At 62.3% G+C, this 17,218-nt stretch carries 18 protein-coding genes; 6 read left to right on the forward strand and 12 right to left on the reverse strand.

The window, feature by feature from the left end:
• Window positions 1–19 precede the first annotated feature (19 nt).
• The 7 genes from glp to EAG14_RS16385 all read right to left on the reverse strand — a co-directional run bounded on the left by glp (window position 20) and on the right by EAG14_RS16385 (window position 7,682).
• Window positions 20–1,270 (reverse strand): gephyrin-like molybdotransferase Glp, encoded by a 1,251-nt coding sequence (glp, locus tag EAG14_RS16355; RefSeq protein ID WP_121729512.1) that lies wholly within the window; start codon window positions 1,268–1,270, stop codon window positions 20–22.
• Window positions 1,270–1,824, reverse strand: a complete 555-nt coding sequence (mobB, locus tag EAG14_RS16360; RefSeq protein WP_121729513.1) for a molybdopterin-guanine dinucleotide biosynthesis protein B — start codon at window positions 1,822–1,824, stop codon at window positions 1,270–1,272. Before mobB ends, glp begins: the two co-directional genes overlap by 1 nt.
• 145 nt (window positions 1,825–1,969) lie before the next feature.
• On the reverse strand, window positions 1,970–3,415 hold the full coding sequence (gene thrC, locus EAG14_RS16365; protein WP_121729514.1) for a threonine synthase: 1,446 nt from the start codon (window positions 3,413–3,415) through the stop codon (window positions 1,970–1,972).
• The gene (locus EAG14_RS16370) at window positions 3,415–4,749 is read right to left on the reverse strand and encodes a homoserine dehydrogenase (RefSeq protein WP_099658196.1); all 1,335 of its coding nucleotides are present in this window, start codon (window positions 4,747–4,749) and stop codon (window positions 3,415–3,417) included. The genes thrC and EAG14_RS16370 overlap by 1 nt, the downstream gene beginning before the upstream one ends.
• A 30-nt stretch (window positions 4,750–4,779) precedes the next feature.
• Entirely contained in the window at window positions 4,780–5,388 is a 609-nt protein-coding gene (locus EAG14_RS16375; RefSeq protein ID WP_121729515.1) for a hypothetical protein, read from the reverse strand.
• The gene (locus EAG14_RS16380; protein WP_121729516.1) at window positions 5,385–6,404 is read right to left on the reverse strand and encodes a DUF1176 domain-containing protein; all 1,020 of its coding nucleotides are present in this window, start codon (window positions 6,402–6,404) and stop codon (window positions 5,385–5,387) included. Before EAG14_RS16380 ends, EAG14_RS16375 begins: the two co-directional genes overlap by 4 nt.
• A 42-nt stretch (window positions 6,405–6,446) precedes the next feature.
• Window positions 6,447–7,682 carry a pyridoxal phosphate-dependent aminotransferase gene (locus EAG14_RS16385; RefSeq protein WP_099658193.1) on the reverse strand — a complete coding sequence of 412 codons (1,236 nt, stop codon included), beginning with the start codon at window positions 7,680–7,682 and terminating at the stop codon, window positions 6,447–6,449.
• 151 nt (window positions 7,683–7,833) lie between these two features.
• Between EAG14_RS16385 and EAG14_RS16390 the strand changes: the two genes are divergently transcribed.
• The 4 genes from EAG14_RS16390 (at window position 7,834) to EAG14_RS16405 (ending at window position 11,197) form a co-directional block, all read left to right on the forward strand.
• Window positions 7,834–8,208, forward strand: a complete 375-nt coding sequence (locus EAG14_RS16390) for an Mth938-like domain-containing protein (protein ID WP_121730518.1) — start codon at window positions 7,834–7,836, stop codon at window positions 8,206–8,208.
• A 190-nt stretch (window positions 8,209–8,398) separates the two neighbouring features.
• Entirely contained in the window at window positions 8,399–8,884 is a 486-nt protein-coding gene (locus EAG14_RS16395) for a peroxiredoxin (protein WP_099658192.1), read from the forward strand.
• A 184-nt stretch (window positions 8,885–9,068) separates the two neighbouring features.
• Window positions 9,069–10,808, forward strand: coding sequence for a PhoH family protein (locus tag EAG14_RS16400; RefSeq protein WP_121730519.1), 1,740 nt, complete (start codon window positions 9,069–9,071; stop codon window positions 10,806–10,808).
• A 2-nt stretch (window positions 10,809–10,810) separates the two neighbouring features.
• Window positions 10,811–11,197 (forward strand): hypothetical protein, encoded by a 387-nt coding sequence (locus EAG14_RS16405; RefSeq protein WP_121729517.1) that lies wholly within the window; start codon window positions 10,811–10,813, stop codon window positions 11,195–11,197.
• 96 nt (window positions 11,198–11,293) lie between these two features.
• On the opposite strand, the gene dnaB is transcribed toward EAG14_RS16405, so the two are convergent.
• The 5 genes from dnaB to rpsF all read right to left on the reverse strand — a co-directional run bounded on the left by dnaB (window position 11,294) and on the right by rpsF (window position 14,350).
• Window positions 11,294–12,715: a replicative DNA helicase gene (gene dnaB, locus EAG14_RS16410; protein ID WP_099658190.1), complete on the reverse strand. Its 1,422-nt coding sequence runs from the start codon at window positions 12,713–12,715 to the stop codon at window positions 11,294–11,296.
• Window positions 12,716–12,890: 175 nt separating this feature from the next.
• Complete coding sequence (rplI, locus tag EAG14_RS16415; protein WP_010463838.1) at window positions 12,891–13,343, reverse strand: 50S ribosomal protein L9; 453 nt, start codon at window positions 13,341–13,343, stop codon at window positions 12,891–12,893.
• A gap of 12 nt (window positions 13,344–13,355) precedes the next feature.
• The gene (rpsR, locus tag EAG14_RS16420; RefSeq protein WP_005795932.1) at window positions 13,356–13,637 is read right to left on the reverse strand and encodes a 30S ribosomal protein S18; all 282 of its coding nucleotides are present in this window, start codon (window positions 13,635–13,637) and stop codon (window positions 13,356–13,358) included.
• A gap of 17 nt (window positions 13,638–13,654) precedes the next feature.
• Entirely contained in the window at window positions 13,655–13,945 is a 291-nt protein-coding gene (gene priB, locus EAG14_RS16425; RefSeq protein ID WP_099658189.1) for a primosomal replication protein N, read from the reverse strand.
• Window positions 13,946–13,960: 15 nt separating this feature from the next.
• Window positions 13,961–14,350 (reverse strand): 30S ribosomal protein S6, encoded by a 390-nt coding sequence (gene rpsF, locus EAG14_RS16430; RefSeq protein WP_094285575.1) that lies wholly within the window; start codon window positions 14,348–14,350, stop codon window positions 13,961–13,963.
• Window positions 14,351–14,600: 250 nt separating this feature from the next.
• Here rpsF and grpE point away from each other — a divergent pair, with 250 nt between their 5' ends.
• The gene (gene grpE, locus EAG14_RS16435) at window positions 14,601–15,152 is read left to right on the forward strand and encodes a nucleotide exchange factor GrpE (protein WP_099658188.1); all 552 of its coding nucleotides are present in this window, start codon (window positions 14,601–14,603) and stop codon (window positions 15,150–15,152) included.
• 96 nt (window positions 15,153–15,248) lie between these two features.
• The gene (dnaK, locus tag EAG14_RS16440; RefSeq protein WP_121729518.1) at window positions 15,249–17,201 is read left to right on the forward strand and encodes a molecular chaperone DnaK; all 1,953 of its coding nucleotides are present in this window, start codon (window positions 15,249–15,251) and stop codon (window positions 17,199–17,201) included.
• The last annotated feature ends 17 nt before the right edge of the window (window positions 17,202–17,218 follow it).

Genomic DNA, 17,218 nt, shown 5'->3' on the forward strand with positions numbered 1-17,218 from the left:
AAAGCGTGCGGGCGCGCTGTCATGACAGCAGCTCCGAGAACGCGATGTACTGCACCGTGTCGCCCGCCGCAATGGTCTGGCCCGCAGGGTTGTCCACCACGCCATCGCCCCAGGCGGCCGAGGTGAGCACGCCCGAGCTTTGGTTGTTGAACAGCTCCAGCCCACCTTCTGCATGGTGGCGCACGCGCAAAAATTCACGGCGTTTATCGGCCCTGGGCCAATCGAAACGAGCGGTAGCAGCTATTCTTTTAGGAGCAACATCACTCACCCCCTGCAGGCGCAGCACAAAGGGCCGCACCAGCAGCCCGAAGGTGACGAAGCTGGACACCGGGTTGCCCGGCAGCCCCATGAAGTGGGCCTGGCCCACGGTGCCATACGCAAAGGGCTTGCCCGGTTTCATGGCGATCTGCCACAGGTCCAGGCGGCCCAGGGATTCCACAGCGGGCTTGATGTGGTCTTCCTCGCCCACGCTCACGCCGCCGCTGGTCAGGATCAGGTCGTGCGCGGCGCTGGCCTCGCGCAGCGCCGCAATGGTGGCGTCGCGCCGGTCGGGCACGATGCCGAAGTCGGTCACCTCGCAGCCCAGGCGCAGCAGCATGGCGCGCAAGAAAAAGCGGTTGCTGTTGTAGATGGCGCCCGGGGGCATTTGCTCGGGCGGCACATCGCCCGGCATGACCAGCTCATCGCCCGTAGAGAACAACGCCACACGTGGGCGGCGCGCCACCTGCAACTGGTGCAGGCCAATGCTGGCCGCCAGGCCCAGCTCGGCCGGCGACAGGCGCGTGCCTGCGGCCAGCACCACGGTGCCACGGGCAATGTCTTCCCCCGCGCGGCGAATCCACTGGCCGGGCTGGGGCACGGCGTTGATGCGCACAGCCACGCCCCCTTCGGCGGTAGCGATCGCTTCGCAGTCCTCCTGCATCAAGACCGCATCGGCCCCGGCAGGCACGGGCGCGCCGGTGAAGATGCGGGCCGCCGTGCCGGGGGCCAAGGGCTCGCCCGCGCTGCCTGCGGCGATGCGCTGAGACACAGGCAACACCACGCCTGCGGTGGCCACGTCAGCGCAGCGCACGGCGTAGCCGTCCATGGAACTGTTGTCCAGCGGCGGCACATGCAGGGCCGAGGTGCAGTTCTGCGCCAGCACGCGGCCGTCCGCATCAAAGGTGGCGACGGTCTCTGTCTCGGCCAAGGGCTGCGCCTGGGCCAGCAGGTCGGCCAGGGCGTCGTCCAGCGGCTTGAGGGGTGGGCGGGGCTTTTGCAAGGTGTTCATCACAACACGTCTCCGTGCAGTTCCCAGTCGTAGTCAAAACGGTCGGCGTATTGCAGCAGCCAGTCGGCCACCTGCGCGGGGGCGTTCAGGTCCAGCAGGGGCAGTTGCGTGGGCTCGGGCAACTGGGCGGGGGCGTCGGTGGCCACGGCCACCACAAAGTCGTCCTCGGGGTAGCGCACGGGCTTGGCCGTTTGGCCGGGCTCGGGGGCACGCCAGACTTCAATCTTGAGCAGGTCGCTTTCCTTGAAGCCTTCCACCAGCACCCAGTCCACGCCCTGGTACAGCTCGGCCAGCAGGTGGTGCACGCTCAGCTCGGCGGGTTGTTCAAACTCGCGCACCAGCATCAGGCGCTTGTCAGAGGCAGCCACCACTTCAAAGGCCCCGGCCTCGCGGTGGCGGTAGGTGTCTTTGCCGGGGTGGTCGATGTCGAAGCTGTGGTGGGCGTGCTTGACCACCGACACCCGCAGGCCACGCATGCGCAGCTCGGGGATGAGTTGCTCGACCAGGGTGGTTTTGCCGCTGCCGGAGAACCCGGCAAAGCCTACAACCTTCATCCAATGCTCCTTGATTAGCTATGCTATTTATAGCTGCTAGCGCTTATCCAGCAAGCGCTAGGGGCATTTTTTATTCAAAATCTGGGCCCATCACCGCACCCGCTCGCCCACACAGGCGCAGCGGGGCGGCGCGGGCACATTGCCATCAGCCCAGCACAGCGGGCGCACAGTGGCGCTCGATATAGGCTTTGACCAGGTCCACATCGGCGGGCATGACCTGCACGCGCTTGGGCAGGTTTTCGATGCCGTCGAACTTGGCGGGCCGCTCGGGCGCGTGGCCCAGGGCTTCCTGGATGGTCTCGGCAAACTTGATGGGCAAGGCCGTCTCCAGCACGATCATGGGCACCTTGGGGTCCTTGTGGTGCTCGCGGGCCACCTTCACGCCGTCGGCAGTGTGGGTGTCGATGGTGACGCCGTGGCGCTCGTAGTTGTCCTTGATGGTGGCCAGGCGGTCCGCATGGGTGCTCTTGCCACTTTCAAAGCCGTATTTCTTGGCGGCATCAGCAAACAGCGGTTCGGCGCTCAGGTCAAAACGGCCGTAAGCGGGCAGCGCTTTGGCAAACAACGCGTTCGTGCGCTGGCCGTTACGGCCCAGCAGGTCAAAAATGAAACGCTCGAAATTGCTGGCCTTGCTGATGTCCATCGAGGGGCTCGATGTTTCGTGCGTGTCGGCGCTGCTGCGCACGCGGTACACGCCAGTGCGGAAGAACTCGTCGAGCACATCGTTCTCGTTCGTCGCCACCACCAGCTTGGCAATCGGCAGGCCCATGCAGCGCGCCACATGGCCTGCGCACACGTTGCCAAAGTTGCCGGAGGGCACCGTGAAGCTGACCTTCTGGTCGTTGGTCTCGGTGGCCTGGATGTAGCCCGCAAAGTAGTACACCACCTGCGCCAACAGGCGCGCCCAGTTGATGGAGTTGACGGTGCCGATCTTGTACTTGGCCTTGAAGGCGTGGTCGTTGGAGACGGCCTTGACGATGTCCTGGCAGTCGTCAAACACGCCTTCGATGGCGATGTTGTGGATGTTCGCGTCCTGCAGGCTGAACATCTGTGCCTGCTGGAAAGCGCTCATGCGGCCGTGCGGGCTGGTCATGAACACACGGACGCCTTCTTTGCCGCGCATGGCGTATTCGGCCGCGCTGCCGGTGTCGCCGCTGGTGGCACCCAGGATGTTGAGCTGCTCGCCACGGCGGCCCAGTTCATATTCGAACAGGTTGCCCAGCAGTTGCATGGCCATGTCCTTGAAGGCCAGCGTAGGGCCGTTGGACAGGGCTTCGAGCCACAGGCCGTCTTCGAGGTGGCGCAGGGGCACGATCTCGCCGGTGCCAAACACTTCAGCGGTGTACGTCTTGGCGCAGATGGCCTTGAGATCCGCAGCGGGGATGTCGTCGATGTACAGCGACAGGATCTGGAACGCCAGCTCGGCGTAGCCTTGCTCGTGGTAGGCCTTGCGCAGCTTGTTCAATGCGGCGCCTGTGATCTTGGGATAAGTCTCGGGCAGATACAGGCCGCCATCGGGTGCCAGGCCTTCGAGCAGGATGTCGCAAAACTGTTTGCGGTCTGCGTGGCCGCGGGTGGAGATGTACAGCATCAGTTCAGTTCCTCTTTGCGGATGCGTGTGATGGGCGCCAGCACCGTGGGCAGCGCTTGCATCTGGGCGATCACGGCATCCATCGTGCCTTCACGGGTGTCGTGGGTCAGGATGATGAGGTCGGTCTGGGTCGATCCTTCACCACCCACTTCGTCGGCTTCGCGCTGCAGCACCGCGTCAATGCTCACGCCAGCGCCTGCCAGCAGGCCTGTGACGGTTGCCAGCACACCGGCCTGGTCGGCCACGCGCAGGCGCAGGTAGTAGCTGGTGACCACCTCGCTCATGGGCAGCACAGGCAGGGCGCCCATGGCGTCGGCCAGGGTGTTGGCCTGGAAGGCCAGGTGCGGCACACGGTGCTCGGGGTCAGCCGTGTGCAGGCGGGCAATGTCCACCAGGTCGGCAATCACGGCGCTGGCGGTGGGCTCGCTGCCCGCGCCCTTGCCGTAGTACAGCGTGGTGCCCACGGCATCGCCCTGCACCACCACGGCGTTCATGGCGCCTTCCACATTGGCAATCAGGCGCTTGGTGGGCACCAGGCTGGGGTGCACGCGCAACTCAATGCCCTTCTCAGCGCGCTTGGTGATGCCCAGCAGCTTGATGCGGTAGCCCAGTTGCTCGGCGTACTTGATATCGGCCGCGCCGAGTTTGGTAATGCCCTCGACATAGGCCTTGTCGAACTGCACCGGGATGCCGAAAGCAATCGCGCTCATCAACGTGGCCTTGTGTGCAGCGTCCACGCCTTCGATGTCGAAGGTCGGGTCGGCCTCGGCGTAGCCCAGGCGTTGCGCTTCCTTGAGCACCACGTCAAAGTCCAGGCCCTTGTCGCGCATCTCGCTCAGGATGAAGTTGGTGGTGCCATTGATGATGCCGGCGATCCACTGGATGCGGTTGGCCGTGAGGCCTTCGCGCAGCGCCTTGATGATGGGGATACCCCCAGCCACGGCAGCCTCGAAGGCCACCATCACGCCTTTGGCGGACGCAGCGGCAAAAATCTCGGTGCCGTGCACGGCCAGCAGCGCCTTGTTGGCGGTGACGACATGCTTGCCTGCGGCAATCGCTTCGAGCACCAGTGCCTTGGCGACGCCGTAGCCGCCGATCAGCTCAATGACGATGTCGATGTCGGGGTTGGCGATGATGGCGCGGGCGTCGTTGACGACCTGCACACTGGGGCCGACCACGCTCTTGGCGCGCTCGACGTCCAGATCGGCCACCATGGCGATCTCAATGCCACGGCCAGCGCGGCGGCTGATTTCGTCTTGGTTGCGTTGCAACACGTTGAACACGCCGCTGCCGACGGTGCCGATGCCTAGCAGGCCTACTTGGATGGGTTTCATGCGGTTTTACCTGCGGATGAAGGGTTGAAATCAGTGTGTATTGCGAAAAATGGGGCTGTGCGCCAAAGGCTGGCCGAGCTTTGCAGGCCGGGGCTTCTGGGCCGCAGCCAAGGTAACTTTGCGCCCAAGGGTGCGGCAGTGGCCCATCAGCCGGTCGACCCAGGCTTGCTCCACCAGGTAGCTGCTGCCTGCAATGTCGGCCAAGGTGGGGACCACGTCGGTTGCCAAACGGAGCGATTTTGCCAGTGCCAGCATGCGGCCCTCTTCCCGGGGGGTGAGTTCATTGCCTACCCTGGGGCGGGATGCGGCGTCGCCCAAGGATTGAATCCGGCCATCTTCGTACCAGACCATCCACACCAGAGGTACCGCGCCGGGGCGGTCGCTGGCCGATTGCTGCACAAAGCAGAAATGGCTGGCACGCGCTGCGTAGTGCGACGCATGGACCTCATCCACCGTTTGCACATAGGCGTGCAACACGGCGCGGGGCAGCACATCGGAGCGCAAAGGCGTGGAGTAGACATATTCAGGCTGGGCCGGTATTTCACCAGCACCCGCCAAGGCAGGCAGACCACAACAGGCCAGCAACAGGCCCAGCCCCCGCACAAGCCAGGGCAGCATCCGGTGCAACTGACGCGTCATTGGGTCACGTACGCCGGAAGCTGCCAGGCACCGCCCGGGAAGCCTCGGCACATGCCATCGCCATGCTCACCGCTGAGCACGAAGCCCTTGCCATCAAAGCGCCACTCGCGCACCCACCAGCAGTCGCCAATGCCCCGCCCTTTCATGGACGAATGCACCGTGCCGGTCTCTGCGTCAAATTCGCCATCCACGTCGTCCAGCGGCTTGGGCTGGTACGGCGGGCGGTCATTGGCCATGAAAAGCAGGCTGCTGAAGTTGTAGGCGCCCATGCCGCAAGGCACCTCCAGCAGCACCCGGCGGTCGGTCAGGCGATGCACCTTCATCACGTCGGCCTCGGGCGTGCCGCCGGTGCACTGGTCCTGCAAGGCTGCGGGCCCCAATGCTGCGAGCAGGGGCTTGAGCAGAGCTGCGTCGCCCTTGCGTGCGGGCACCGGCTTGACGGTCTTGAGCACCGGCGCGGGCACGGGGGGCAAGACGGACGACTCAGGCTTGCTGCCTTTGCGCACCAGCGCCCCCGGGGTGCCGATGCGGCCCTGCACTTCGTCCATCTTGAGCAGCACCGCTGCCGCCCCAGCCAGTGAGAGCACCCACTTGTCTTTGCCTGCGGTCACGGTGGCCTCTTCGGCACGCACCAGCTCTTGCAGCAAGCGGGGCACCTGGGCTGCGGGTACAGAGGGGCTGTTGCCATCCAGGGCGGGCAACGACCATTTGCCCACTTTGAAGTGCAGCGCGGCCGGACTGGCTTTTTCGGTATAGACCTGCAGTTGCACCTCTACCGCCGCATCGGGGCCCGCCTTGCGGGTCAAGAGCAAAGAGACAGGGTCCGAATCTCCCGCCTCAGACTGGTAGCCCGCAGCCCGGCAGGTGCGGGTGTTGTCGCATTGCAAGCCCCAGTCCTTGTACGAAAAACCCACCGTGCCCGGGCTGGCCGGCTGGGCCCCGGCCGTCAGCGAGCCCAAGGCCAGGGCGCCCAGCACATGCGGCAGGCGGGGTCGAGTCACAACACGCGAGACCATGCGATGCGGCTCCACAGAGAGTCCAGGGGGCGATGCGCCCAATTAGGCCGCCACCACCTGCTGGCGCTTGCGGTACTGCTCCAGGAACTTCGCCACGCGGCCAATGGCTTCGCGCAGGTCGTCTTCGTGGGGCAGGAACACGATGCGGAAGTGGTCTGGCGCCCCCCAGTTGAAGCCCGTGCCCTGCACCAGCATGACCTTGGTTTCTTGCAGCAACTCCAGGAAGAACTGCTGGTCGTCCTGGATGGGGTACACGGCGGGGTCCAGGCGCGGGAACATGTACAGGGCAGCGCGCGGCTTCACACACGTGACCCCCGGGATGGCGGTGATCAGCTCATACGCCAGGTCACGCTGCTTGCGCAAGCGCCCGCCTTCGCACACCAAGTCGTTGATGCTCTGGTAGCCACCCAGCGCAGTCTGGATGGCCCATTGCCCGGGCACGTTGGCACACAGGCGCATGTTCGAGAGCATGTTCAGCCCGTCGATGTAATCTTTGGCGGGCTTCTTGTCGCCCGACACCACCAGCCAGCCCGCGCGGTAGCCACACGAGCGGTAGCTTTTGGACAAGGAGTTGAAGGTGAGGGTGAGCACATCCTCGCTGAGCGAACCCAAAGCGGTGTGCTTTGCGCCGTCGTACAGCACCTTGTCGTACACCTCGTCGGCAAACACCACCAGCCCATGCTCGCGGGCAATGGCCAGAATGCCCAGGAGCAATTCCTCGGAGTACAAGGCCCCCGTAGGGTTGTTGGGGTTGATGACCACAATGCCTTTGGTCCGCGGCGTGACCTTGGCGCGGATGTCGTCCAAATTGGGCATCCAGCCATTGGCCTCGTCGCACAGGTAGTGCACGGGTGTGCCGCCTGACAGGCTGGCCGCAGCCGTCCACAGCGGGTAGTCTGGCGAGGGCAGTAACAGCTCATCACCATCGTCCAGCAATGCGTTGGTGGCCATCACGATCAGCTCGCTGGCGCCATTGCCCAAGTAGATATCGTCGAGCGTGACGCCCTTGATGCCCTGCTTTTGCGTCTCGTGCATCACCGCCTTGCGGGCGGCAAAAATGCCTTTGCTGTCCGAGTAACCTGCCGAATTGGGCAGGTTGCGAATCATGTCTTGCTGGATTTCTTCCGGGGCATCAAAACCAAAAACGGCGAGGTTGCCAATGTTGAGCTTGATGATCTTGTGACCATCCTCCTCCATCTGCTTGGCCGCATCCATGATGGGCCCCCGGATGTCGTAGCACACGTTGGCGAGCTTGGCTGATTTCTTGACGGTTTTCATGGCGGGCGGAAATGGCGTGGGGACAAAGGCCGACCCAGGCACGGCGTGCCTTGGCGAAACCTATAATTTGACCACAGTTCAGCCCACCCACCCTGGCCTGAAGCGACGGCCCACCAAGGCCCGGCCCCTCACACAGCGCCCTCAGCACACCATGAAATTCCAACCCGACAAATCCAGTGCCCAGACGATTCACGGCTATGGCCCCGGATGGATTGGCGTGGATGGCACCAAACACACCCAAAGCCTGATCGTGGGCTCCAACGGCCTGCTGCAAGCCTGGGACTGCGCGCATTTTAAAGCCCTGACCCCGGCACACTTTGAGTACCTGGCGTCACTGGAAACCGAGCTGGTCATCTTTGGCAGCGGCGCGCGCAATCGTTTTCCCAACCCCGCTTGGCTGCAACCCCTGATGGCCAAGAGACTGGGCCTGGAAACCATGGACACGGCCGCCGCCTGCCGCACCTACAACATTCTGGCGGGCGAAGGGCGCAACGTCGTGGCAGCCCTCATCCTTGAAACCGCATAACGGCCCGCAACCTGAGCGTGCAAATTTCATACATGCTTATGCAGCCATGTACATACATACAGGCCAAGCATTTGGCCTAGTATCATTTTCGGGGTAAAATCGCGGGTTGCGGTCGGGGGCACCACCAAAAGCAATAACACACCCGCTCCCCCGGCTTATCAACGACTACATCCTGAGAGATTGAAGTGATATGGCGATCGTTGTCAACAAACCCCTCCCTGAATTTGAAGCCAACGCCACCGGCGGGATCAAGGTGTCCAACACCTCCCACACGGGCCAGATTCTGATTCTGTACTTCTATCCCAAGGACAACACCCCGGGCTGCACCACCGAGGCCATGCAGTTCCGCGACAAGTACAAAGACTTTGCCAAGGCCGGCGCAGCCGTGTTTGGCGTGTCGCGTGACAACATGAAGTCGCACGACGACTTCAAGGAAAAGCTGGAACTCCCCTTCGAGTTGATCGCTGACACCGAAGAAAAAATGTGCCACATGTTCGGCGTGGTCAAAAACAAGATCATGTACGGCAAGAAGGTCAAGGGCATTGAGCGCAGCACCTTCCTGATCGGCCCCGATGGCCTGCTGGTGCAAGAATGGCGTGGCCTGAAAGTGCCGGGCCATGTGGACGAAGTCCTGAAGGCCGTGAAGTCCATCAAAGCACTCAAGAAGGCCGCCTGATCACGGCACCTGTTTGCAACAGCCCCACACCGAGCCGGCGCCTTGATCGCGCCGTCACACGGAATGGGCATAATGGGTCAATGCCCTTGCACCTTGCAACGACTTCCACCCCATTCAAAAGCCGCCTTGGCCTCCAGGCGGCTTTTTGCTTTTTGAACCCCCTTGTCTGAGGCCTTTGCACACCATGCCCTTGCCACCTGCCCCCAGCCGACGCGCCGCCCTGCTCTCACCAGAGGCCTATGACAACAAAGCCACACCCTCTCGCACCAATACCCGCGCTGCGTCAAGCGAACCAGACGCCGATGAAGCAAACACCGCAGCTGTAGCCCCCGCTGCGAGCACCGCGCGCGCAAGCACGGCCCGCAGCAAAGCCAGCGCAAGCGCGCCGGTCGCAACAACAACCGCAGCAACACCCGCCAAGTCCGCGCCCGCCACCCGCCGCAGCGCCCCCACCAAGGCGGCCACGCCCAGTGCGGCGCCGGCTCCCGCGTCAACCGAGGCAGCGCCTCGCAGCAAAAAAGCCCGCACCCAAGGCCCCGCCAAGCTGTTCGTGCTGGACACCAACGTGCTGCTGCACGACCCGACCAGCCTGTTCCGCTTCGAAGAACACGACATCTTCCTGCCGATGATCGTGCTGGAAGAGCTCGATGGCCACAAGAAGGGCATGACCGAAGTGGCCCGCAATGGCCGCCAAGCCAGCCGCACGCTCGATGCGCTGGCGGCAGCCCAGGGCGCCGACATGGCCAAAGGCCTCAAGCTGGACTCCACAGGCCAACGGGCTGCAGGCGGCCACCTGTTCTTCCAGACCGTGCCACTGGACTACAGCCTGCCCACCAGCCTGCCCCAAGGCAAGGCAGACAACCAGATCCTGGGCGTGGTGGAAGCTCTGCGCAAGCTGCATGCACCGCGCGAGGTGGTACTGGTCTCCAAAGACATCAACATGCGCGTCAAAGCCCGCGCACTGGGCCTGACCGCCGAGGACTACCAGAACGACAAGACGCTGGAAGACGGCGACCTGCTGTACGCCGGCGTGCTGGCCCTGCCGCCCGATTTCTGGGCCAAGAGCGGCAAGAATGTGGAAAGCTGGCAAAGCGGTGCCCACACTTACTACCGCATTGGTGGGCCCATCGTGCCGCAGCTGATGATCAATCAGTTCGTGTACTTCGAAGCCCCCGGCGAGCCCAGTCTGTTTGCGCGTGTGAGTGAAATCCGGGAGAAAACAGCGGTATTGCAGACCCTGAAGGACTACGGTTCTGCCAAGAATGCCGTATGGGGCGTGAGCACGCGCAACCGCGAGCAGAACTACGCCATGAACCTGCTCATGGACCCCGAGATCGACTTCGTGACGCTGACCGGCACCGCTGGCACCGGCAAGACCCTGCTGGCCCTGGCAGCAGGCCTGACCCAGGTGCTGGACGACCGCCGCTACACCGAGATCATCATGACCCGCGCCACCGTGAGCGTGGGCGAGGACATCGGCTTCCTGCCGGGCACGGAAGAAGAGAAGATGGGCCCCTGGATGGGCGCCCTGGATGACAACCTGGAGTTTTTGGCCAAGGGCGATGGCGGCAATGCGGGCGAATGGGGCCGCGCGGCCACCAACGAGCTGATCCGCAGCCGCATAAAGATCAAGAGCATGAACTTCATGCGCGGACGCACCTTCCTGAACAAGTACGTGATCATCGACGAGGCGCAGAACCTGACGCCCAAGCAGATGAAGACACTGATCACCCGCGCAGGCCCCGGCACCAAGATCATCTGCATGGGCAACCTGGCGCAGATCGACACGCCGTACCTCACCGAAGGCTCCTCCGGCCTGACGTATGCGGTGGACCGCTTCAAGGGCTGGCCACACAGCGGGCACATCACGCTGGCGCGTGGCGAACGTTCACGCCTGGCAGACTTTGCCAGCGAGGTGCTCTGACCATGGTGGGCTGGGTCACCGCGCTCAAGCTGGTGCCCTGGGGCGATGTCATTGAGGCAACGCCCCAGATCCTGCAAGCCGCCAAAAAGCTGCTGGGCGCCACCCGCAAGGGCAAAGCGGATGCTACGGCCACAGGCTCCATTGCAGACGCTGGCACCGAGCCCACCTTGCCCACCGATGTGCAATTGCGGCATTTGCGGGAACGCGTGCTCCAGTTGGAGCAGGAGCAATTGGACGGGGCCGCGCTGATCCAGTCCCTCGCTCAGCAAAATGCCCAGGTGATACAGGCGGTAGAGGACTTGCGCCAACGCAACCGCCGCTTGACCTTGGTTGTCACCGTGCTGGCATGCACCTGCATCGGGCTGCTGGTGTGGGCGCTCAAGCAGTAGCAACCACTGGGCAGCACACAGCGAGCCTCACCGCCCAGTTGCTATAGATTCAATAGCCCCTAGCGCTTATTGCATAAGCGCTAGGGGCTATTTTTATTAGTAATCGTCACCCGAACCCATGGCCAGATTTTCGAAGCGGGTCTGGTTCTTCTGGAAGAACAGCTTCACGGTCCCCGTGGGGCCGTTACGCTGCTTGCCAATGATGACCTCGGCCACGTTCGGCTCCTTGCTGTCCTTGTTGTAGTAGTCGTCGCGGTAGATGAACATGATGATGTCCGCATCCTGCTCAATAGCGCCCGATTCACGCAAGTCAGACATCATGGGGCGCTTGTCGGTGCGCTGCTCCACCGAACGGTTGAGCTGCGACAGCGCAATCACCGGACACTGCAACTCCTTGGCCAGCATCTTCAGACCCCGGGAGATTTCACCCAGCTCCGTGGCCCGGTTGTCGGCACTGCCCGCACCCGAGCCGCTCATGAGCTGCAGGTAGTCGACCACGATCAAGCCCAGCTTGCCGCACTGGCGCGCCAGCCGGCGCGCGTTGGCACGCAGCTCGCCAGGCGTGAGACCGGGAGTTTCATCAATGTGCAGTGACACCGTGCGCAGTTTTTCAATCGCCTCGGTCAGGCGCGGCCATTCGTCGTCTGTGAGTTTGCCGGTGCGCAAATTGCCCTGGTTCACCCGGCCAATCGAGCCCACGATACGTACCGCCAATTGGGCAGCACCCATTTCCATCGAGAAGATAGCGACAGGCAGGCCTTCGTTGAGCGCCACGTGCTCGGCAATGTTCACCGCAAACGAGGTCTTGCCCATGGATGGGCGCGCTGCCAGCACCACCATGTCACCCGCCTGCAGGCCCGATGTCATGCGGTCCAGGTCGGCAAAACCCGTAGGCACACCGGTCACGTCCACCGGGTTATCTGCCATTTCCTGCACTCGGTCGAGCAGGTCGATCACCAGGGTGTCGAGCGACTGGAACCCCTGTTTGGTACGCGAGCCTTCTTCGCCAATGGCGAAAATCTTGGCTTCCGCCTCGTCCAGGATGCGCTCGACCGTTTTGCCCTGCGGATTGAAGGCATTGGTCGAAATTTCGTCGCTGGCCGTGACCAGCTTGCGCAAGATGGCACGCTCGCGCACGATCTCCGCATAGCGGCGGATATTGCTGGCACTGGGCACATACTGCGCCAGGTTGTTCAGGTAAGCCAGCCCACCCACCTCGTCGGCCTTGCCCAAGCTTTGCAAGTGCTCAAACACCGTGATCACATCAGCAGGCTTGCTGCCATTGATCAGACTGCTGATGGCCGTGAAAATCAACTGGTGCTCATGGCGGTAAAAATTGCTCTCCGCCAGCAAGTCCCCCACACGGTCCCACGCGTTGTTGTCCAGCAGCAAGCCCCCCAGCACACTAGATTCAGCCTCCACCGAATGCGGCGGAATGCGCAGGCGTGCCACCTCGCCGTCCTGGGCACTGGGGGCGGCAAAGCCTTGGTCATCTAGCGGGGGAAAGACAGCGGACATGGGAAAGTTCTCCGAACGAGGCCTGAATGCTACCCCCCGCGCCTTTGAACCAGGCCAGCAGGGATAAGCCTGTGGGTAATCCGTGGATGACCTGTGGGCCATCCTGTACAACTATTGCAGACCCAATGACAAAAGCCGCCCGAGGGCGGCTTTTTGACGGGTCACCTGAGGTGAATCAGGCAGTTTCGCCGTAGACCGAAACAGTCACTTCCACCACCACATCGGTGTGCAGAGCAACGTTCACGGTGCTTTCGCTCACGACCTTGATAGGGCCGTTGGGCAGGCGGATCTGGGCCTTAGCGACCTTGTAGCCTTGCTTGTTCAGCTCTTCAGCGATGTCGTGGTTGGTCACGGAACCAAACAGACGGCCGTCCACGCCAGCCTTTTGTGTCAGCTTGACGGTGGTGCCAGCCAGCTTTTCGCCTTGGGCTTGGGCTTCTGCCAGCTTGGCAGCAGCGGCCTTTTCGAGTTCAGCGCGCTTGGCTTCGAACTCAGCCTTAGCGGCTTCCGTGGCGCGGCGGGCGCGGCCAGCGGGGATCAGGAAGTTACGGGCGTAGCCGTCTTTCACCTTGACGATTTCGCCGAGGTTGCCGAGGTTCACAACCTTGTCGAGCAGAATGATTTGCATGGGTTGTGCTCCTTAGATCTTGTGCTGGTCGCTGTAAGGCACCAGGGCCAGGAAGCGAGCGCGCTTGATGGCGGTGTTCAGCTGGCGCTGGAAAATGGCGCGCGTGCCGGTCAGGCGTGCGGGGATGATCTTGCCGTTTTCGGCGATGAAATCGCGCAGCGTGTCGACATCCTTGTAGTCGATTTCTTCAACGCCCGTCACCGTGAAGCGGCAAAAGCGCTTGCGCTTGAACAGCAGGGACTGGGTGTTGCGCTTTGGGCGCTTGTCTTTGTTGAACTTCTTGAACGTGGCCATTGCGGACCCCTTGAAAATTAATTTTGTTGAATATCCTGGATATGCAGCACCGCGTTTTTGCCATTGCGTGGGGTGGCGAGAAATCCAGAGAAAGTCCAGAGACTTCCGATGTTCTGCCGTGCCAGACGCTCTGCCATTGCACCAAAGGCAACAGCTTTCATGGCCGCCTTGACTTCGCGTGGATGGCCTGCTTCGGTTTGCTGTGACTCGTGTTCGAGCCGCAGGGTGATGGCAGGCAATCCGGCGGGCGTGTAGCGCAGGGACTCAGCCTCTGCGATACAAGCGGTCAAGACAACGCGGTTCTCCACTCCAACGAGGATGGATCAGCGCTCGCCGCGTTCGCCACCAGCAGCTGCGTATTCAGCTTGGCTGGCTTTGCGGGCTTCTTCGCGCTCAACGGTCTTCATCATGGAAGATGGACCCGTGTCGGCCTTCTTCTTCTGAACCGTCAGGTGGCGCAGCACGGCGTCGTTGAACTTGAACGCGTGTTCCAGTTCAGCCATCACAGCCTGGTCGGCTTCGATGTTCACGCACAGGTAGTGGGCCTTGGCCAGCTTGTTGATCAGGTACGCCAGTTGACGGCGGCCCCAGTCTTCCACGCGGTGCACCTTGCCACCGCCAGCGGTGATCATGCCCTTGTAGCGCTCCAGCATGGCTGGAACTTGTTCGCTTTGATCCGGATGGATCAACAAAATGATTTCGTAATGACGCATGCAGACTCCTTTTGGATGACACCACCCGCTGCGTCTAGAAGCGGTGTGGCAAGGCAAAGCCGTAAATTATAACTCGCACTTTGGCGCTTGTACACTTGGCAGGGTTTTCAAGGGCTTCGGCACCCTGCACTGCGCGTCCAAAATCACGCATTTGCAGCCAAAACGTGGTTTCATCCATGTACCCGACTTGAAATGTGCGAAAGCCGCCCAACCTTCCGCGCGTACTGCTTTTATTCACAAAGACTTCGACATGTCCGACAACAGCCAGCACCACACCACACAAGCCGCCCCATCCCCCGAAGAAGTGGAAGCAGCCATGGCGGCCAACACCTCTGACGAAATGGCGCGCCTGCAAGGCGAGCTGGCCGAGCTCAAGGCCAAGAGTGCCGAGCTGGCCGACCAATTTCTGCGCGCCAAGGCCGAGGCAGAAAATGCCCGCCGCCGTGCCGATGACGAAGTGGCCAAGGCCCGCAAGTTCGGCATTGAAAGCTTTGCCGAAAGCCTGCTGCCGGTAGCCGACAGCCTGGACGCCGCCCTGGCCATCAAGGAGGCCACGCCTCAGCAGCTGCGCGAAGGCGCCGACGCCACCCTGCGCCAGTTGACCTCGGCCCTGGAGCGCAACAAGGTGCTGGCCATCAACCCCGCTGCGGGCACCAAGTTCGACCCCCATCAACACCAGGCCATCAGCGTGGTGCCTGCCGACCAGGAAGCCAACACGGTGGTGGCTGTGCTGCAAAAGGGCTATGTGATTGCCGAGCGCGTGTTGCGCCCCGCCCTGGTCACGGTCACGGCGCCCAAGTAAATTTTTCTAGATAAATCGAGAGGGACGACTTGAAGCAACGCAAGTTATCCACAAGTTACTAGCCATCCAAATCATTCCAACATTGCGGAGAAGAACATGGGAAAAATCATCGGTATTGACCTGGGCACGACGAACAGCTGCGTTTCCATCATGGAAGGCAACACCACGCGCGTGATCGAGAACAGCGAAGGTGCACGCACCACGCCTTCCATCGTGGCATACCAGGAAGACGGCGAGATCCTCGTCGGCGCCTCGGCCAAGCGCCAGGCCGTGACCAACCCGCGCAACACGCTGTACGCCGTCAAGCGCCTGATTGGCCGCAAGTTCACCGAAAAAGAAGTGCAAAAGGACATCGACCTGATGCCCTACAAGATCGTGGCCGCCGACAACGGCGACGCCTGGATCGAAGTGCGCGGCAACAAGCTGTCGGCCCAACAAGTGTCTGCCGACATTCTGCGCAAGATGAAGAAGACCGCCGAGGACTACCTGGGCGAAGCCGTGACGGAAGCCGTCATCACCGTGCCCGCGTACTTCAACGACGCACAGCGCCAAGCCACCAAGGACGCCGGCCGCATCGCAGGCCTGGACGTCAAGCGCATCATCAACGAGCCCACCGCCGCTGCCCTGGCCTTTGGCCTGGACAAGAGCGAAAAGGGTGACCGCAAGATCGCCGTGTATGACCTGGGCGGCGGCACATTCGACGTGTCCATCATCGAAATCGCGGACGTGGACGGCGAAAAGCAGTTCGAAGTGCTGTCGACCAACGGCGACACCTTCCTGGGCGGAGAAGACTTCGACCAGCGCATCATCGACTTCATCATCAGCGAGTTCAAGAAAGAGCAAGGCGTGGACCTGTCCAAGGACGTCCTGGCCCTGCAACGCCTGAAGGAAGCCGCTGAAAAGGCCAAGATCGAGCTGTCGAACTCGGCCTCCACCGACATCAACCTGCCCTACATCACGGCAGACGCATCGGGTCCCAAGCACTTGAACATCAAGCTCACCCGCGCCAAGCTGGAACAGCTGGTGGAAGAGCTGATCGAGCGCACCATCGCCCCTTGCCGCGTGGCCATCAAGGACGCTGGCGTGTCGGTGTCCGACATCCACGACGTGATCCTGGTCGGCGGCATGACCCGCATGCCCAAGGTGCAAGAGAAGGTCAAGGAATTCTTCGGCAAGGACCCCCGCAAGGACGTGAACCCTGACGAAGCCGTGGCCGTGGGCGCTGCGATCCAGGGCCAGGTGCTGTCGGGCGACCGCAAGGACGTGCTGCTGCTGGACGTGACCCCCCTGTCCCTGGGCATCGAAACCCTGGGCGGCGTCATGACCAAGATGATCACCAAGAACACGACCATTCCGACGAAGTTCGCACAGACCTTCTCGACGGCCGATGACAACCAGCCTGCCGTGACCATCAAGGTGTTCCAGGGCGAGCGCGAAATGGCCTCGGGCAACAAGCTGCTGGGTGAGTTCAACCTCGAAGGCATCCCACCTGCAGCCCGTGGCACGCCACAGATCGAAGTGTCGTTCGACATCGACGCCAACGGCATCTTGCACGTGGGCGCCAAGGACAAGGGCACCGGCAAGGAAAACAAGATCACCATCAAGGCCAACTCCGGTCTGTCGGAAGAAGAAATCCAGCAAATGGTGAAAGATGCCGAGCTGAACGCCGCCGACGACAAGAAGAAGCTGGAACTGGTGCAAGCCAAGAACCAGGGCGAGGCCGCCGTGCACAGCGTGAACAAGAGCCTGGCCGAGCATGGCGACAAGCTCGATGCCGCCGAAAAAGAGGCCATCACCACCGCCGTGAAGGCGCTGGAAGAGGTCTTGAAGGGCGAAGACAAGGCCTCGATCGACGAGAAGACCACGGCGCTGATGGCCGCCAGCCAGAAGCTGGGCGAGAAGATGTACGCCGAATCGCAGGCAGCGCAGGCAGCCCAGGCCGCAGGCGGTGCTGAGGGTGCAGGTGCATCTGCCTCGGCGTCTTCGGCCAAGCCTGCAGACGACGACAACGTGGTCGATGCCGAGGTGAAGGAAGTCAAGAAGGGCTGAACGCCTCCCCGCTGACC

It is taken from the genome of Acidovorax sp. 1608163, assembly GCF_003669015.1.
GTDB lineage: Bacteria > Pseudomonadota > Gammaproteobacteria > Burkholderiales > Burkholderiaceae_C > Acidovorax.

Coding starts and splice junctions, on each gene's coding strand:
- glp (WP_121729512.1), bottom strand. CDS start 1,270: ATGAACACCTTGCAAAAGCCCCGCCCACCCCTCAAGCCGCTGGACGAC.
- mobB (WP_121729513.1), bottom strand. CDS start 1,824: ATGAAGGTTGTAGGCTTTGCCGGGTTCTCCGGCAGCGGCAAAACCACC.
- thrC (WP_121729514.1), bottom strand. CDS start 3,415: ATGCTGTACATCTCCACCCGCGGCCACGCAGACCGCAAACAGTTTTGC.
- EAG14_RS16370 (WP_099658196.1), bottom strand. CDS start 4,749: ATGAAACCCATCCAAGTAGGCCTGCTAGGCATCGGCACCGTCGGCAGC.
- EAG14_RS16375 (WP_121729515.1), bottom strand. CDS start 5,388: ATGACGCGTCAGTTGCACCGGATGCTGCCCTGGCTTGTGCGGGGGCTG.
- EAG14_RS16380 (WP_121729516.1), bottom strand. CDS start 6,404: ATGGTCTCGCGTGTTGTGACTCGACCCCGCCTGCCGCATGTGCTGGGC.
- EAG14_RS16385 (WP_099658193.1), bottom strand. CDS start 7,682: ATGAAAACCGTCAAGAAATCAGCCAAGCTCGCCAACGTGTGCTACGAC.
- EAG14_RS16390 (WP_121730518.1), top strand. CDS start 7,834: ATGAAATTCCAACCCGACAAATCCAGTGCCCAGACGATTCACGGCTAT.
- EAG14_RS16395 (WP_099658192.1), top strand. CDS start 8,399: ATGGCGATCGTTGTCAACAAACCCCTCCCTGAATTTGAAGCCAACGCC.
- EAG14_RS16400 (WP_121730519.1), top strand. CDS start 9,069: ATGCCCTTGCCACCTGCCCCCAGCCGACGCGCCGCCCTGCTCTCACCA.
- EAG14_RS16405 (WP_121729517.1), top strand. CDS start 10,811: ATGGTGGGCTGGGTCACCGCGCTCAAGCTGGTGCCCTGGGGCGATGTC.
- dnaB (WP_099658190.1), bottom strand. CDS start 12,715: ATGTCCGCTGTCTTTCCCCCGCTAGATGACCAAGGCTTTGCCGCCCCC.
- rplI (WP_010463838.1), bottom strand. CDS start 13,343: ATGCAAATCATTCTGCTCGACAAGGTTGTGAACCTCGGCAACCTCGGC.
- rpsR (WP_005795932.1), bottom strand. CDS start 13,637: ATGGCCACGTTCAAGAAGTTCAACAAAGACAAGCGCCCAAAGCGCAAC.
- rpsF (WP_094285575.1), bottom strand. CDS start 14,350: ATGCGTCATTACGAAATCATTTTGTTGATCCATCCGGATCAAAGCGAA.
- grpE (WP_099658188.1), top strand. CDS start 14,601: ATGTCCGACAACAGCCAGCACCACACCACACAAGCCGCCCCATCCCCC.
- dnaK (WP_121729518.1), top strand. CDS start 15,249: ATGGGAAAAATCATCGGTATTGACCTGGGCACGACGAACAGCTGCGTT.